Annotated in this window: 14 protein-coding genes and 1 pseudogene; 11 read left to right on the top strand and 4 right to left on the bottom strand. The window is 49.1% G+C overall.

The genetic code is table 11. From position 1 onward, the window contains the following. Positions 1-150 precede the first annotated feature (150 nt). Genes NNL35_RS23030 through NNL35_RS23020 form a run of 3 tightly spaced genes read left to right on the top strand, consistent with a single transcriptional unit; the run spans position 151 to position 3,445 of the window. Complete coding sequence (locus NNL35_RS23030) at positions 151-1,155, top strand: sugar phosphate nucleotidyltransferase (RefSeq protein WP_338111503.1); 1,005 nt, start codon at positions 151-153, stop codon at positions 1,153-1,155. Continuing rightward, positions 1,152-2,453, top strand: coding sequence for a UDP-glucose dehydrogenase family protein (locus tag NNL35_RS23025; RefSeq protein WP_254553763.1), 1,302 nt, complete (start codon positions 1,152-1,154; stop codon positions 2,451-2,453). Before NNL35_RS23030 ends, NNL35_RS23025 begins: the two co-directional genes overlap by 4 nt. Before the next feature lie 44 nt (positions 2,454-2,497). After that, positions 2,498-3,445 carry an NAD-dependent epimerase/dehydratase family protein gene (locus NNL35_RS23020; protein ID WP_254553762.1) on the top strand — a complete coding sequence of 316 codons (948 nt, stop codon included), beginning with the start codon at positions 2,498-2,500 and terminating at the stop codon, positions 3,443-3,445. Between the two features lie 37 nt (positions 3,446-3,482). On the opposite strand, the gene NNL35_RS23015 is transcribed toward NNL35_RS23020, so the two are convergent. Genes NNL35_RS23015 through NNL35_RS23005 form a run of 3 tightly spaced genes read right to left on the bottom strand, consistent with a single transcriptional unit; the run spans position 3,483 to position 7,697 of the window. After that, a complete protein-coding gene (locus NNL35_RS23015; protein ID WP_254553761.1) occupies positions 3,483-4,625 on the bottom strand; it encodes a glycosyltransferase family 4 protein in 1,143 nt (380 codons plus the stop codon). A 20-nt stretch (positions 4,626-4,645) separates the two neighbouring features. Beyond that, on the bottom strand, positions 4,646-6,382 hold the full coding sequence (locus NNL35_RS23010) for a CotS family spore coat protein (protein ID WP_254553760.1): 1,737 nt from the start codon (positions 6,380-6,382) through the stop codon (positions 4,646-4,648). A gap of 28 nt (positions 6,383-6,410) precedes the next feature. Next, positions 6,411-7,697 carry a glycosyltransferase gene (locus NNL35_RS23005; RefSeq protein ID WP_254553759.1) on the bottom strand — a complete coding sequence of 429 codons (1,287 nt, stop codon included), beginning with the start codon at positions 7,695-7,697 and terminating at the stop codon, positions 6,411-6,413. A gap of 170 nt (positions 7,698-7,867) precedes the next feature. Here NNL35_RS23005 and NNL35_RS23000 point away from each other — a divergent pair, with 170 nt between their 5' ends. Together NNL35_RS23000 and NNL35_RS22995 are read left to right on the top strand one after the other, a co-directional pair. After that, positions 7,868-8,416 (top strand): hypothetical protein, encoded by a 549-nt coding sequence (locus tag NNL35_RS23000; RefSeq protein WP_254553758.1) that lies wholly within the window; start codon positions 7,868-7,870, stop codon positions 8,414-8,416. Position 8,417: 1 nt separating this feature from the next. Continuing rightward, entirely contained in the window at positions 8,418-9,401 is a 984-nt protein-coding gene (locus tag NNL35_RS22995; RefSeq protein ID WP_254553757.1) for a phosphotransferase, read from the top strand. 241 nt (positions 9,402-9,642) lie between these two features. On the opposite strand, the pseudogene NNL35_RS22990 reads toward NNL35_RS22995, so the two are convergent. Next, positions 9,643-9,978, bottom strand: a pseudogene (locus NNL35_RS22990) (helix-turn-helix domain-containing protein); the annotation flags it as partial. 516 nt (positions 9,979-10,494) lie between these two features. Here NNL35_RS22990 and NNL35_RS22985 point away from each other — a divergent pair. The 6 genes from NNL35_RS22985 to NNL35_RS22960 all read left to right on the top strand — a co-directional run bounded on the left by NNL35_RS22985 (position 10,495) and on the right by NNL35_RS22960 (position 15,482). After that, positions 10,495-11,118: a hypothetical protein gene (locus NNL35_RS22985; protein WP_254553755.1), complete on the top strand. Its 624-nt coding sequence runs from the start codon at positions 10,495-10,497 to the stop codon at positions 11,116-11,118. Then, positions 11,096-12,517 carry a phage baseplate assembly protein V gene (locus NNL35_RS22980; RefSeq protein WP_254553754.1) on the top strand — a complete coding sequence of 474 codons (1,422 nt, stop codon included), beginning with the start codon at positions 11,096-11,098 and terminating at the stop codon, positions 12,515-12,517. The genes NNL35_RS22985 and NNL35_RS22980 overlap by 23 nt, the downstream gene beginning before the upstream one ends. After that, positions 12,514-13,104, top strand: a complete 591-nt coding sequence (locus NNL35_RS22975) for a hypothetical protein (protein WP_006678072.1) — start codon at positions 12,514-12,516, stop codon at positions 13,102-13,104. Before NNL35_RS22980 ends, NNL35_RS22975 begins: the two co-directional genes overlap by 4 nt. After that, positions 13,101-13,625: a hypothetical protein gene (locus NNL35_RS22970; protein ID WP_006678073.1), complete on the top strand. Its 525-nt coding sequence runs from the start codon at positions 13,101-13,103 to the stop codon at positions 13,623-13,625. The genes NNL35_RS22975 and NNL35_RS22970 overlap by 4 nt, the downstream gene beginning before the upstream one ends. A gap of 31 nt (positions 13,626-13,656) precedes the next feature. Continuing rightward, the gene (locus NNL35_RS22965) at positions 13,657-14,457 is read left to right on the top strand and encodes a hypothetical protein (RefSeq protein ID WP_006678074.1); all 801 of its coding nucleotides are present in this window, start codon (positions 13,657-13,659) and stop codon (positions 14,455-14,457) included. Between the two features lie 227 nt (positions 14,458-14,684). Then, the gene (locus NNL35_RS22960) at positions 14,685-15,482 is read left to right on the top strand and encodes a hypothetical protein (protein ID WP_006678075.1); all 798 of its coding nucleotides are present in this window, start codon (positions 14,685-14,687) and stop codon (positions 15,480-15,482) included. Positions 15,483-15,486 lie beyond the last annotated feature (4 nt).

The raw sequence follows: 15,486 nt of genomic DNA, 5'->3' as shown, positions 1-15,486 counted from the left end.
CTGGCGCCAGACAAGGTATGGACGAATGCGAGAGGGGGATAGTGGAAAAAACGCTTGTTAACCGCGGGGTTCCAGATGTACAAAAGTATATTTTCCCTATGAATGAACAAAAGCCCTATCTTGCTAGAATACGAGAGCATAAGCTGGTGTATGCCTGTAACGAATAAAGGAGCGATCGTCATGAAGGGATTAATCCTCTGTGCTGGCAAAGGATCCAGAGTTCAACCATTCTCCTCGGATACTCCAAAATCGCTTCTGCCCGTAGCGAATAAACCGCTTCTATTTTATTGCATTGAGAAACTGGTGGAACTGAACATCCAAGAAATTGGAATCGTTATCCAGCGCGACCACCAAGCGATGTTCGAAGCACGGTTGGGACATGGTGAACAATGGGGAATCACGGTGACTTATCTCTATCAGGATATCCCGCTAGGTATTGCAGACGCAGTCAAGCAAGCAGAGAGCTTTATCGCTTCGGACCGGTTCATGCTTCTTCTGGGCGATAACCTGATTGCTCAGTCGCTGTCCGGACTGCGTGACTTGGTAGAGCGCAAGGGCCGCGATGCCGGAATGCTGCTGGGCAGGGTGGCGTATCCGCAGGACTATGGCATTGCCGAAGTAAAGGGCGATCTTGTCATCGGGCTCGAGGAGAAGCCCGAGCGGCCCAAGTCCAACCTGGCGTCCTTGGGGGCGTACGTCTTCACACCCGCTATCTTCCGCGCGATTTACTCCATATCTCCTTCTCCCCGGGGAGAGTATGAGATTACTCATGCGATACAATGGCTCATCGATCATCATCATTCCGTAGCGTACTCCATAACGGACGAAAATCATTCTGACGTCGGAACGACGGAGCGCTGGTTGGAGGCGAACCGTTGGGTATTGGAAGGACTGGAGAGTTCAGGGCAACCGATCCGGGAACATGATTATCCGGGATGCCGGATTATCCCGCCGGTCTTATTGGATCCGAGCTGTGAATTAACCGATTGCACGATAGGTCCGTATGTCACGATCGGCCCGCGTGCCCGTCTCATTGATTGTCATGTGAAGAATAGTATTTTGCTGGAAGATGTGAGCATGGAGCACTCCGAACTGAACAGCGTGATCGCGAGCCGGCATTTCATCGCGACACCATCTGGAAGGTGGAATAAATGAATATCTTGGTAATAGGGCTCGGTTATGTCGGCGCAACGACGGCTTTGGCTTTTGCGGAGCTGGGCTGGAAAGTGTCTGGGATAGACACGGACAAGGCGAAGCTGGAGTCAATGCAGAACGGACAGCTTCCATTTTATGAACCGGGATTGGACGGGCTGCTGCTGAAGCATGTTCAGTCGGGAAATGTACGCTTCTATACCGATGCGCAGCAGGCGATTCGAGATCATCAAATCTTGTTTTTATGCGTCGGGACTCCGTCCGGGAACGACGGGAGCGCGAATTTGAGCTACATTCAGCAGGCGGCGGAACAGATAGGCGAGTTCATGCAGGAGTATAAAGTGATTGTCGTCAAAAGCACCGTGCCTGTCGGGACGAACCGCAAGGTGGCCGGCTGGATAGCAGGCAGCCAGCACTCCGAGCAGCCTTTTGACGTCGTCTCGAACCCGGAATTTCTGAGAGAGGGGAGCGCGCTGCACGATGCGCTTCACCCCGACCGCATCATTATCGGCAGCCAATCGGAAAGAGCTGCAAGCATCGTTCGTCAACTGTATCATACGATGTCTTGTCCTGTCCTTCATACGGAACCGGCTACCGCAGAAATGATCAAGTATGCCTCTAACGCATTTCTTGCTGCCAAAATCTCCTTCATGAACGAGCTTGCCCGGTTGTGCGACCAATGCGGCGTGCAAGTGTCTGACATTGCCGAAGGGATGGGACTCGATTCGCGCATTGGCGGCTCCTTCCTGCGGGCCGGCATAGGGTATGGCGGCTCCTGCTTCCCCAAAGATGTCAAAGCGCTGCTGCATACGGCCCGTCAATACGGCGTACGTCTAACGCTGCTGGAGAAGGTCGTTAAGATCAATCGCACCCAATATATATACCTGATGACGCGGCTGAGCCGGAAGCTGCATACGCTGAAAGGACGGAAAATAGCCGTGTTGGGCCTTGCGTTCAAGCCGGGTACCGACGATATGAGAGAAGCGCCTTCGTTGTCCGTCATCTCCTATCTGCTGAAGCATGGGGCTGAAGTGAAGGTGCATGATCCTGTCGCCCGCGTTCCCGACTCCGTCCGAACGGCGCGGCTGACCCAATGCCTGGAGGCGGAGGAGGCGCTGCAAGGAGCCGACGCTGCCGTTATCTGCACCGAATGGCCCGCCTATTCGGCATTGGAATGGGATAGGCTTCGGGACGTGATGAGAACGCCGTTCCTGTTCGACGGAAGGAATATGCTGGATGCGGCGCAGATGGCGGCCTGGGGCTACAATTACCAAGGAGTGGGAGTCCAGCCGCCCAACTAGGGACTTCCTCATAGCCGTCTCATAACATCGGAGGGGGACGTATTGTGAACATTTTGGTCACGGGAGCTGCTGGATTCATCGGCTCCCATCTCTGTGAAAGGCTGCTCCAGGATGAGCAGACGCATGTCATCGGCGTTGACGGATTGATCGACTCATCGACTCCCCGCCGGAATCGGCAGCTTAATCTTCAGGCGCTGCTGGATCATCCGCGCTTCATTTTCCATGAGCTTGATCTGCTGAATGCGCCGATGATGGAGCTGCTGGATGGTGTTGATGTGGTCTGCCATCTGGCGGGGATGCCCGGGGTACGATCAAGCTGGGGCCCCGAATTCTCGGCTTATGCCGCACATAACATCGTGGCGACGCAGCGCTTGCTGGAAGGCTGCAAGCAGCATCCGGTGCGCAAGTTTATTTATGCGTCGACCTCATCCGTCTACGGCGATCAGAGCGGGCGCGTCGACGAGAGCGCCAAGCCGGAGCCGTTATCCCCGTACGGCGTTAGCAAATTAACGGGAGAACACCTGTGCCGCGTCTATTTGCACAATGACGGCATTCCGGTCACGGTGCTTCGCTTCTTTACCGTATATGGTCCGAGACAGCGGCCGGATATGGCTTTTCACCGCTTCATCCGTCAAATGCTCCAGGGAGATCCGATTACGCTGTATGGCGACGGAAGCCAGACCCGCGATTTCACGTATGTATCGGATTGTGTCGAAGGGATTGCCGCCGCAGTCTACGCGGGTGGAATTCGCGGCGAGATATTGAACATCGGCGGCAGGGAACGGGCATCCGTGAAGACCTGCATCATGCTGTTGGAGGAACTGCTTCAACAAAAGGCTGCTATACAGTACGTGGGAGACACGTACGGGGAACCCCGCCATACTTGGGCCGACATCGCGAAGGCGGAGTCGCTGCTGGGCTATCATCCGCGCGTCAGTCTCCAAGCGGGATTGGCGGCGGAGATAGAGTCGCTTCGGCAACTATATCCATAAAGACAGGCGCCGGATTTCTTCGGCGCCTGTCTGTCCGTTATTGACCGTTCCATACCTCCAATATCTCTTGAGCAACGCGCGGCCAGATGAACCGCTGTTCGGCAATCCGCCGGCCTCGCAGCCCCATCTGCCGGCTGGCATCCATATTGGAGAGGAGTTGGTTCAGCTTCTCGGCGTATTCGAGCGGATTTTCCGGATCGGTAATGAGCATCCCGTTGTCATTCAGCACGACTTCGGGATTGCCGCCGCGGGCTGTCGTCAAGAAGGGAAGCCCGGCAGCCATCGCTTCGTAATGAACTCTCGCCAGCGGCTCATCCCAGAGCGAGGTGCACACAAATACGTCGGCTGCGCAGAACCAGCGGTGGATGTCGCCTGACTGAACATATCCGGTTGTAATGACGGGAAGAGGAGAACGGGCGGCCAAGGCACGGACGTAGGCGATATAATCGCTGACCTTGTTATCGCTGTACCAGGCACCGCCCACGACGACCAGAGCGGCCTCCGAATGCTTGAGATGGGACATGGCCTTCACCAGCACATGCGGGCCTTTGTTGCGCGACAGTCTGCCGACGAACAGGATGACTTTTTTCGATTCCAGCTGGTTCTGGGCGCGCAAGTTGTTCCGCTCGTTGCGGGCGTGGTCGGATTCCATCCACGGCGCGAAGAGAGACAGGTCAACGCCAGAGTATATCGTGCGCAGCTTCGGGGCGGCATGCGGATGGTAGCGGACGATTTCCTGCCCGATATAGTTGCTGATCGTAATGATCCGCTCCGCCTGTTCGACGACAGCGCTTCCTTCCTCCGGATGAATCTTGGCCGGGTGGAACATGTCGTTGTGCATGCTGAGAATAATTCGGGAAGCCGGGGCGACGTTGCGGACCGGAAGCACGAGGCGCGGACGGTTGAAAATATGAATGATATCGTAATGCTCCCCTTGTTGGGAGAGGAAGCCGATAACCCCTTCCGCATACAATTCGAACAGGCCGTCCGACGGAACTCGGACATACCGTATTCCGTCTACGACTTCGACGTCCGGAAGATCTGGATCGGACCTTCCAAGAATGGTCAGACGGTGATGCTGGCCGAGTTGCGGAGCTACTCCGCCAATATAAGTCTGGATGGCCCCGCCTCTAATATTGGGGACAGGGAGCTTTTCCGTACAGATCATTAATATATTCATGCTGTATGCTTCCTCCTGTCTTAGGCAGTCTTGCCGGAACGGGACTTCTTGCGGGAATGGCGAGCGGTGCGGTGCCGGCGCAATAACCGGACCGTCTTCACACGGCGCATACGCGCAGCGCTGAACCGCCGCTTGCGGCGAAGCGACCCCCTTCTCCGGGACAGGCGCTTCCTGCTGGCGGAAGGGCGAAGACGGCGCCCCGTTCTTCTCCGGCGGCGGGCCGTTCCGGTCGCCCGCGGCAATATCGGATCGACGGCCGGAGCCGTGTCAGGCTTAGCTGCGGGTTCAGGGGCTGCAGGATGAGCAGCAGATTCCGCTGCAGCAGGTGCCACGCCAACAGGCTCCGCGGCAGCATGTTCCACCGCAACATGTTCCGCCGCAGCAGGTACCGATTCAGCATGTACAGGTTCAGCAGGTGCCGGTTCGGCAGGCACTGCCACAGGGATGGAAGGCTCGCCCGAGACGGCTTCCTGTGTCTCGGCATGCGCCTCCGGCGCATCCGTTCCGCTGTCCGTCACCGCTGGAGGAGGCTCCGGATGCGGGAAGGCAGGAACCTCGATGACCGGCATCGGCTCTCCATTCAAGAAGGAATTCGGGAGATCCATTTGCCACGAAGCCGCCGGAGCCGGTGTGCTATAATCGCCAGGCGCATATTGCTCGGCATCGGCAGCCAGCTCCGCCAAGGCCTGCCACTTCGTGTTCTCGGTCGCAAGCACCCGCTGCAATATCGGCTCCAGCTCCATGGAGAGGAAGGTCACCGGATCGAACACGACCTCCTTGACATGCTTGTAGAATTCATTCGGGAAGGCCATATCCAAGCAGAGGAGCTCGAACATCTCCCGATCCATCGGATTCGCCTCATGGTAGGCGCCGATCATTCCGCGAATCCAGGCCATATCCCACATGCCCATATCGTCCATCGTGCTCGTGATCAGCTTCCGCAGGTCACGGAACGGAAAATCATAAGCGACGCCGTCTAAATCAATGACCCAGATGCCGCCAGGTCCCATTTGACCGTTCGACCACCCATAGTCTTGGTGAACGAGACCCCAATGCGGCTCTCCCATTGCCGTCATGCTGAAATATTTGGAGGCATGCAGCCGTTCCAGCGCTTCGCGCGCTTGTCTCTCGAATTCATCGACGACGCCGAGCAATTGCTGGCTGGCAGGGAATTCATTGTAGGCGTTGGCAATATCCCGGAACCACCCGATCTTGGCAATAATTTTTTCATAGTATTTCGGCCAGGTGTACAAACGGGATGATTTGCCTGCCCGTGCAGGAGGAATATACCCTTTGGACATACGGTGGAATTCGCCAAGTCCATAACAAAGTGTAGAGGCGCCTTCCAGATCGATTTTGGATACAGGCTGCATCTGTTCGATCCAGTCCGTTACAATCCAGAGCTTGCCCCCGGCTTCCACGTAATTCTCATTCCCGGTCGTTGGAATCAGGGCAGGCACGCGCGCTCCTTGCTCGACCAGATACTGCTGTGCGCCGATGCTGAATAGACTGCGGGAAGGAACGCGGTGCAGCACCTTGAGACTTCGGGGGCCTTTGTCGGTGTCGATTCTCCAGATTGCCCCGCCTTTGTCCGGCTTCGATGTAATCAGCACCATGCTGCTGACCTGCATGTCATATTGGCTCATGACATGCCGCGCTACTTCTTCGACTTCAGGGGGCACATATTGTTCCAGTACCGTTCCGGGCGGAACGGTATGAATCAGATGCTCCCAGGGACCAATTTGATATTGTTCCAACGGCTTTCCCTCCATAATCGTTAGTTAGTCACATCACAGGCAGAACCAGCTGGCGGTAAATATCCAGCATCCGACTTGCAGCTTGGGAGACATGGAACCGCTCCGTTACGAAGGACCTTCCGGACTGCACCAGCTCGCTTATCTCTTCGCTTCCCATCTGCCGAATCTGCTGAATATGAGCCATCAGCAGTTGTCTCGATACGGGCTGCTCTGAATGGTGATCCCCGAACCAGCAATCCCACGCCTGATCATATTTGCTGGCGTCGATGACACCGAGGAACCCTCTGCTGCCGGCGGATATAAGAGGGCGCAGGCAGGCCATAGCTTCCAGCCCGATACGGCCGGTTCCGATTACGCAATCACTGATGGCGTAGCAAGCTCTCATATTCATTACTTCTCCCGGAAAAATGATAAACGGTTCTCCGGCCAACTGCCGCTCTCGCTCTGCGAGCTCCGCTACCTTTTCCTGGTCTCGACCGCCCCCTACAATCATGAGAATTAACGGGGATTTCCCCGATCTGCGCATCGCTGCCACCGTGCGAATCGATTCCTCGCATATATCCGCCTTCTCCCAGGACAGACGTCCGGCATATAGTACAACAAAGGCATGCTTCGGAATCCCCAGCTTGCTGCGCAAGTATTGCTGGTACATTGGATTGTAGGCGTTGTACTCGGCCACATCGACTCCGTTGGGGATGAGCTGCGACTCAATGCCATGACGGCGCAGCATGCGTTCCACCACGGGGCTGACACTGATGAAGGTCGTGCCGGACTGCAGCTTCTTCATGACAGGGCCATCGTAATAGCATCCATGAACGGTAAAGACAAAAGGGATATTCATGTGCTCGGCCGCCTTCCTGGCCAGCTCCCCAGAAGGAGTCTGATGGGCATGCACAACATGGATTCGCTCGGCATGGATAACCATCTTCAGCACGTTCAAATGCTGGATCTGGTTCGCCACGTCAGGCTCGAAATTATCCTGTACGAAATCAATCTCATAGTACGCACATCCGAGACCGACAAAGGAATCCAACAGCTTCCCTCTCTTGCCGGCAACAGCCACGAACGCACCCTGACGGATGAGCTCTCTTGTCAACGACAGCGTATACGTCTCTGTTCCTCCGATATTGAACTGATCGATGACCATCAAGATACGCAGCGGCCATACTGTAGGGGAAGGGACGGGAGAGATATCGGCAGGTACTGGATGAAGGGCAGTAGGGCTGGCCATTCCTGTCCGTTTGCGGGTTCGCTTCATCGAGGAACGTCTTCCCGTTTTTTTCTTGACGGTCAGCGCCCGTTTGCTTTTCTGCATCGATTCACGCCCTTTATAGAGGGGTTAGCGTATATTTCATTCATATGTGATAGGAACAAAAGTGACATGTACACTCGTGTATTTTCAACGATGATATTTCTTTTCCGCCTTTGACTACCTATTTTTCGAGAGCAAATGAATATATTGCATCAGAGTCTGCAGGTAGAGAGGTGACATCATTGAAGGAGTACCGTTTGCCCGAGCACGCCGTAAAAATAGGAAGCGGACAACAAGGAACGGTGTACCGGATTGCGGCTGATCGATGCGTCAAACTCTATGCCAAGGTACGGTACGCTGAATTGGAATGCGAAGCATACTGCCGGGCAGAGGGATCGCCGATTCTGCCGGATCTGTATGAGGCTGGAGCGGATTATATCATTATGGAGTATTTGGACGGGGAGACGATGCAGTCCCGGCTGCGCCGCACAGGCCGCCTGACTAGAGAAGATGCGGCACAGATTCTCGATACCCTTGACGAGATGAAAAAGAGGAAATTTGCCCGCATCGACATTGCCTTGATCCATCTATTTTTCTATCGGGGCGGCAAAATGAAAATTATTGACTTGGTTCATGCTTATTCTCAATATTGCGCCGTTCCCATCGTATTGGCCAAGGGGCTCAGAAGAATGAACCTGCTGGAATCGTTCCTTGAGCATGTCGACGCGCTCGATTCGAAACGGCTGCGTGATTGGGATGAATTAATCAAAAGGAGTGGTTGAAATGGGGGCATCCCTCGATGTCGGTGTGAATGATGCTTTCCGAACCACTGTGGAACGGGTTTGCCGTCACTTTTCGTTAGGGGAGCTGCTGGGGGAAGCGATCAGACTTCGGGGCTCATTTAATATCAATATCAAGATCAGGACGACTAAAGGAAGCTATGTCATTCGCTTTGTCAATTCATCGGTTCGTGAGGAACATCTTCAATATGTGTCAAGCTTGCTGGATGCCTTGCCGGAGGAAGAGATTCCCGTGCTGCGTCCGCTCAAGGATGAGCAGGGAGCCAGCACCATTTATGATGAGGGTCAGCGAATTCAAGTGACCCCATTTGTACGGGGGAGAAGCTTCCAATGCCGGGAGCAGCAAGTGCGGGCGAGTGCGGGCATGCTGCGGAAGTTCCACCGCCTGCTGCGGGGGATGAAGCCGGGGCCGACTCCGGACTGGTCCTTTTATCGTTCGAGCGATTATTTGTCCGATACGTTCCGTCACCTTCAATCGCTGCCGGGAATCCCGGCCGGGGAGTTGTCCCGCGCGTCCCATTTTCTGGAGCGGATTGTAAAGCAATATGATGAAGCGGAACCGATGCTGCCTCGTTCCATTATTCATGGCGACTGGCATTTTTGGAATCAGCGCTATCTGTTCAACCATGTCAATTGCGTGATGGACTTCGATTTCGTGCAGCATGGCGTCCAATTGTTTGACGTCGCCTATGCGCTATGGGTCATCTATTTGCTGCTTCCGCAATATGCGGAGACCTTCGATGCCGCCTTTTTATCAGGCTATGGAGAGTTAACCGGGGAAGAGATTCGCGCTCTTCCTGCAGCGCTCTCTCGGGTAAGCTTGTTCTTCCTCTGTCAGGCGGCTTATGCGCCCGATCCGGCAGCGAAATGGATGCGGCAGTTCAAGCAGCAAATGCCTTTTCTGGAATGGATGCAAGGGGAGGGGCGCCGCCGCGTCAGCGAACTGGGGCGTTCGGCAAGAGGGTAGGGGGCTTGATTATCAGGTTTGAACTTGGACTGGTCCCCCTATTTTTCAAAATGCAATACAAAAAGAAATCGTTCTTTCGTAAAATGGAAGTACCAACCTGCCATCTACGAAAGGAACGATTTCTTTGTACATGTAACGTCATTCTTGGTACACTGTTTTTCTTGACGCACATGTTCACCCTATATAAATTGAACTATTGAACTTCGGAAGGTTTTTTATCACTGTCGAATTTAGAAAGACCCTAGATGAGGCTTTCTGTGAAGGCATAGAGCCGCTCAACCAAGGAATAACTGTCGTCGCTAGGCGATTCCAAAAATTTTCTCCCTACTTTTTGCACCAGTTCCGCAGTACTCGAATGCTGAATCACGTCCTGTAACACGAAAACAAGGGTATCTGCCCTCTTGTCAACGGTTATGTGGAGCCCGACCAAAGCCTCTAACGGTATTTCTAATGCTTCTGCAAGCGGACGGATTGTCATATATTTCGGCCTTTTAACGTCAGCGTTTTCGATTTTGGATATGGTACCTTTATGTATGCCTGTCAATTCTGATAATTGCGATAAAGTCATGCCTCTATTGTGTCGATAGCACTATATTAATTCCCCAATGGACAATATTTGTGCCATCCCATCAGCACCTTCTCCCATTTTCAATAATCTGACATCCATATTTTGATATGTTTTTTCTAAAATGTAAACCTTCCATATTATATAAATGCTCACACAACACTCTCGTTCTCGCAGGGAAATTTGAAGACTACTTCCACGATTCGACATTTATTGTTATTGGATGACTTTGTTTTTGGCCCGAAAGTCCCGATTCGAAGACTCATTGACACATTGGGAGAAATATCATTAAGATAAAGTCGAATAAGCTCGATTTCCATATTTTTTCGTTCTTGAGAAAGGTTGCTGTACGGAAAATATAGTTCTATGCGAGTACATAAGGTAGTCGTTATTGTTCAATGCGTTATGGGGCATAAATCCTGATTATTGGTTGGAAGAGAAGAGTCTTGTTACTCAAGACCGGGAGCATATGATTGGCAAGCCGGCTGTAGGCAGCGGGTGATTGTGGCAGAGAAGGGGGAAGTACTTATGGAATACGCAGATGAGAAAATTATGGAGCTGCTAAATAAGGAGCAGAATGATAACGGTATTGATCCTGGCAGGGGAAGTGTATCTAAAGGCTATGTAAAAACGACCCGTGAAATCATTCGATTTTCGGAAAGGGAGCTTCTGAACAAAAAAATCAAAGTGCATCTTCCTAGTGTGTTTGAAGAGATGCCGAATGATCTGGCCGCATTAAAATACCCTTCTGAGCGAAGACCTAATTTGATATTAATGAGCGAGAGCACGACGATAAATATGGCATTTAATCATACGTCTACAGAGATTAAAGAAAAGGATACCAGCGCCTTTAAAGATCTAATGATGGAGTTCATCAAGAAAATAAACCCGTCAGCGGAATGGTTTGATGATGGTGTCAAAGTAGTAAATGGCAAAAGTGTAGGCTTTTTCGAGGTACTCCTTCCCGCGCTGGATACGAGCATCTATAATTTCATGTTTTGTATGGAACTGGAAGGAAAAGCTCTAATGTGTACATTCAATTGCACTGAGGAGGAAATGGGTGATTGGCAGTCGATCGCGGAGGAAATTATGAATTCCTTCCAAATCATAAACGAAGGGGCAACGAAAAATGAGCGGAATCATCACTTATGAAAATCTAAGGATATCTCCTTATCGTCTGACACGGCTGCAGGAATTGGAAATTGTAAAGAGAGTTAATGAGCATTCCCGTCTTTTTTTGACTGGAATTGTTCCTGAAGAGCTTAAGGATACCTACGTGGGAATGACAGATATCCACACCAACATTGAAATCACTCAACTGGATGAGCAATCAAATGGTATCCCGCTATTCTCTGGTTTAGTGACAAACATAGAAATTAAAGCAGTCAGGGACATTTACTATATGCAGGTAGAGGCCGTGTCTCACACTTATATCCTTGATATCAGGCGTAGAAGAAGATCCTTTCAGGATAAAAATATGTCCTATTTCGACATGGTACAGCAGATGATGGCGGATTATCCATGGGTTGATTTTATGGATGTTGCCTCTGAGGGAGCGAGTATCGGTAAATTTACGATGCAGTATGATGAGACAGATTGGCAGTTTCTTAAAAGAATGTCATCGCGTCTTTCAACGGGGCTCGTACCTGCATCAAATTTTGAGAAGCCCAAGTTTTATTTTGGTATTCCTCAGGGGAGTTCAAAGGGAACCCTAGAAGATTTTAATTATAGTGTACAAAAGAAATTGGCTAATTATCGCGATTCATCCGAAAACAGCGATCACAATATCGATGTAAATGACTTTATTTATTATGAAGTAGAGACAAGTAAGATAATGGAGATTGGCAGCGAGGTCCAATTTAAAGAAAAAAGCTTGTACGTTAGTACAGTACATACCCAGATGAAGAACAGTGTAGTCAGCCATGTATACAATTTGTGTCCATTGGAGGGGCTTTACCAAAGCCCGATCGATAATCCTATTGCAGGGATTTCTATCGAGGGCGAGGTTATTTCGGTTTCCAAGAACAATGTCAAAGTACATTTGGAAATTGATAAAAAACAGAGTGTAGGCAAGGCGACTTGGTTTCCTTACTCCTCCGTCTATACCGCAGAAGGAAATACCGGGTGGTATGTTATGCCAGAGCTTGGAGACGCAGTGAAGGTTTATTTCCCGAGCAACAAGGAAGAGGAAGGATATGTCCTCAGCTCTATTCGCAAAGACCTAAAAGATGGGGATTCAAATAAATTAGAAAATCCTCAAATTAAATACTTCCGAACCGCTTCAGGAAAAGAATTAATGTTCAGCCCTGAAGAGATTGTCATTACAGGAAAAGATGGAGAGATCTATATCCGATTAAATGAAGTAGACGGTATTGAGATTTTTAGTAAAAAGCCGATTAACTTCATTTCCGAGGAAGATATAATTATGGATTCACAGAAGAAAATTATTATTAAGGCTGAGCAAGAAATAAACATGAGTTGCCGTGACAGCAGCATCACGATGAGAGAGGGATCCACACGGTTCAAAGGAAAGGACGTTAAAACCAATTGAACAAAGAAGAGGCAATTCAACACTTTATGGATGTCTTCGTGGCGACCAAGAAAGCATCAAAACTATTGGAACTGGAGAAATATTATCGTACGCACCAGGAAGAATTAGGGATTGGTTTTCTGAATTCATTTCGGGGGATATGTCAGCTTATTCGGAGACAGCAGGAAGAAGAGCAAAAAGGGAAGATTGCCTATATAACGTATTCTATGCTTCGGAGCGAGCTATTAGCCAATCGAGGCGTATGCATCATCCAAGCTTTCGATCATCGTTGGTATTTAGATAAAGAAAAATGCGTGAGCCATTATGATGCGAGTTGGGCGTTTCAATTTCTTCATGAACTCATGAGGGAGTTGGAGCCCGAGCGAAAACGATATGCCGGTCTTATCCATGCGGCAGATATGGATCAGATTAAGCTGGCAGAAGCAGTTCACTTTTTTCGCTATGTGAGTAGCTTGGCGTTTCACGCAGTGTCACAAGCCATAGAGCTGGACGAATATATCGCGATTGAGAAACATGACGGACTAGAAGTACGGATAGGTGAATATTTCGACATAAGCGAGATGATATACAAGGAGCAGAGTGCATGAGTTATTTCGCAATTACGCAAGACTCTCGAATTACCGACGCAGTTCATCTCCTTGGAGATGCTCAAATGATAAAAAAAATTCTGGAACAGGATATCATTGGAAAAAGGGATGAGATTCTGCACTTCGATGTAAAGCCCAATCCCGGAAACGAATATATGGATTACATCGAGAGTCACCTTCCTATAATATCTAACCGCTTAAAACAACTTTGGCTAAGGTATGATCCAAAATTATTCTTTAAACCTGTTATATTGCTTGATCAGACTGTAATGAGACAAGAAATGTATTGGCTGCTCATCCCCGATCTTATTGATTGCCTGGCAAGTGCGAGCGCTTTCCATAAAAATGGTACAGTCAAACATCTGGTTCTGGATCGACAAAAAATAGGAAATTGCAAAGTATTCAAAGTAGCGGGTCTGATTGAAAGAATGATTGTCATTCGATTGGATGTGGTGGAGAGTATGTTAAGACGGGGATTTACCGGATTTCAGTTGTGTAAGGTGGAAATGGAGAATGGATAATGATGCTGGAGTCTGGTGAGGAGGGACGTTGTTGGATAAAACAGTGAAATGGGTTTTGCTCGTTATGTTCGGGAGCTTCGCATTAATTGTGCTGTTAACTTTCATATTTCGCGGGACTTTGATGGGCGATTTTTTAATCCGCGAGTGGACAGCCCAACCGGGAAAATACGGGGAAATGGCGGTCGCGCATTTGGAGGAGAAATATAAGGAGCCGTTTACGCTAAGGAGCAGCATCTATAACCCGGTGTTTAACGGGCATTATGAGATCAGGGCAACACCTGGCAAGGCCGAGACGCCGATTATTAATGTGATTGCAAGAGAGACTTCGCAAGGCATAGATACCCTGGATGATTATCAAATCAAAAAAAGGTTCCAGCCGATATTGGAAAAAGCGTTTCCAACTGATCGGTATTATTTCGAAGTGACTTATAATGCTTCTGGTATGAAAGATAGTTATTTTAAGGAATTTATAAAAAATGCCAGGATGGAAGAAATAGCATTGGATATAGATATATTGGCTCTTAAAGATAAGAAAAAAAATGAACTCGATCTTTCTATTGATGTAGACAAGATATTCGAAATACGCAACGAGTTGAAACGGGAAAAATTAAACTATAAGATACATTGTTATATTACATACTTTGACAGTGCACAGTTAGATCAACAAAGTCTGTTACAAAATCTGTATGAGAAGGATTACACACATTTTTCAATTGACAATGAAGAGAAAAGAATTGTCAGTTGCACAATTGATAATTATTCGGAAAATTACGGTGTAGATAGCGTGGAAAAATATTGTAGAGTGAGGGGGAGAGAGTTTGGCAATGGTTAGAGATAGTGAACCCTGGATGTTGCAGAAAGCAGGTTAAGACGAGAATTTACCGGATTTGGGTTAATCCTGTATTCGGCGGACATTATGAAATAAGAGCGACGCCTGTTGGGTCAAAGATTCCAGGGGTAAACATGGTTGACAATACATAGTTTACTAAACATAACTTTTTTACAGAATTCTTATGAAAAGGACTATAGAATTAATTTCTTTTAAGCGGGAGGCTTGGAATGTGGAATAAAAAGAGGTTCAAATATTTCCTTGCGTTCCTCATCGTATTCACCGGGGCACTAGGATACTATCGCTTCTTCGTCAAAGGTCCCTTCGATCATGGAGAGTTGAAAAAAGTAGCAGAACAACGGCTGGCAGAGGGCTTTGGAATGCATTTTAAAGCGGAAAAGATTACGTATCGGCCAAACGAAAATCGTTCTTTCTATAAAATTATCCTTCATCCGGTTGGACACGAACAGGTAAAAGTTTATGTTAACATACCGACGGATACAGGTGGAAAAATAGAGTTTATGAGGTGGGGAGTAGAAGGGGAAAATTTAGCCAACATATTATGGGGGGGATATGTAAATCATCAACTCGAACCGATAATCAAGAAGGTTTTGGGGTCGAATGTATTGTTCCATACGGAAATGAAGCACTTTAGTGAGGTTGGGTTTGGTACATCTGGAATTCCCAGAGATGATTATATTAAAAAAACGAGTCTACATTTTGACTATTACACTCAAATCGTTATTTTTTCGGACGAGAACCACTTTATAAAAAAACAACAATTAAATAATGTATACGAATTGGTGCATAAATTAAATGAAATCGAATGGTTAAAGAAGTATCATACGATAGAATTTCATTTTCTTAATGAAACCAATAGCAACAAAGCAGCAATTTCAGGAGCGGAGGAAATGAAAAATTATATTAGGAAAAATAGGGAAAAGAGCTTGATGAGTATTAAGCTTTTACCGGAAGACTTGAAATTGATTCGCGATTCAAACGATATTAGAAAATATATTCAGCGATAGAAGG

This window comes from Paenibacillus dendritiformis, assembly GCF_945605565.1.
In the GTDB taxonomy this organism is placed as follows: domain Bacteria; phylum Bacillota; class Bacilli; order Paenibacillales; family Paenibacillaceae; genus Paenibacillus_B; species Paenibacillus_B dendritiformis_A.
The sequence above is the reverse complement of the archived record's forward strand: the minus strand, read 5'-3'. Positions and strand labels throughout refer to the sequence as shown.

Excerpts from the sequence above, each read along its gene's own strand:
- NNL35_RS23030 (WP_338111503.1), top strand. The coding sequence starts at position 151 with ATGCCTGTAACGAATAAAGGAGCGATCGTCATGAAGGGATTAATCCTC.
- NNL35_RS22980 (WP_254553754.1), top strand. The coding sequence starts at position 11,096 with ATGAGCGGAATCATCACTTATGAAAATCTAAGGATATCTCCTTATCGT.
- NNL35_RS23005 (WP_254553759.1), bottom strand. The coding sequence starts at position 7,697 with ATGCAGAAAAGCAAACGGGCGCTGACCGTCAAGAAAAAAACGGGAAGA.
- NNL35_RS23025 (WP_254553763.1), top strand. The coding sequence starts at position 1,152 with ATGAATATCTTGGTAATAGGGCTCGGTTATGTCGGCGCAACGACGGCT.
- NNL35_RS22970 (WP_006678073.1), top strand. The coding sequence starts at position 13,101 with ATGAGTTATTTCGCAATTACGCAAGACTCTCGAATTACCGACGCAGTT.
- NNL35_RS22960 (WP_006678075.1), top strand. The coding sequence starts at position 14,685 with ATGTGGAATAAAAAGAGGTTCAAATATTTCCTTGCGTTCCTCATCGTA.
- NNL35_RS23015 (WP_254553761.1), bottom strand. The coding sequence starts at position 4,625 with ATGAATATATTAATGATCTGTACGGAAAAGCTCCCTGTCCCCAATATT.
- NNL35_RS22985 (WP_254553755.1), top strand. The coding sequence starts at position 10,495 with ATGGAATACGCAGATGAGAAAATTATGGAGCTGCTAAATAAGGAGCAG.
- NNL35_RS22995 (WP_254553757.1), top strand. The coding sequence starts at position 8,418 with ATGGGGGCATCCCTCGATGTCGGTGTGAATGATGCTTTCCGAACCACT.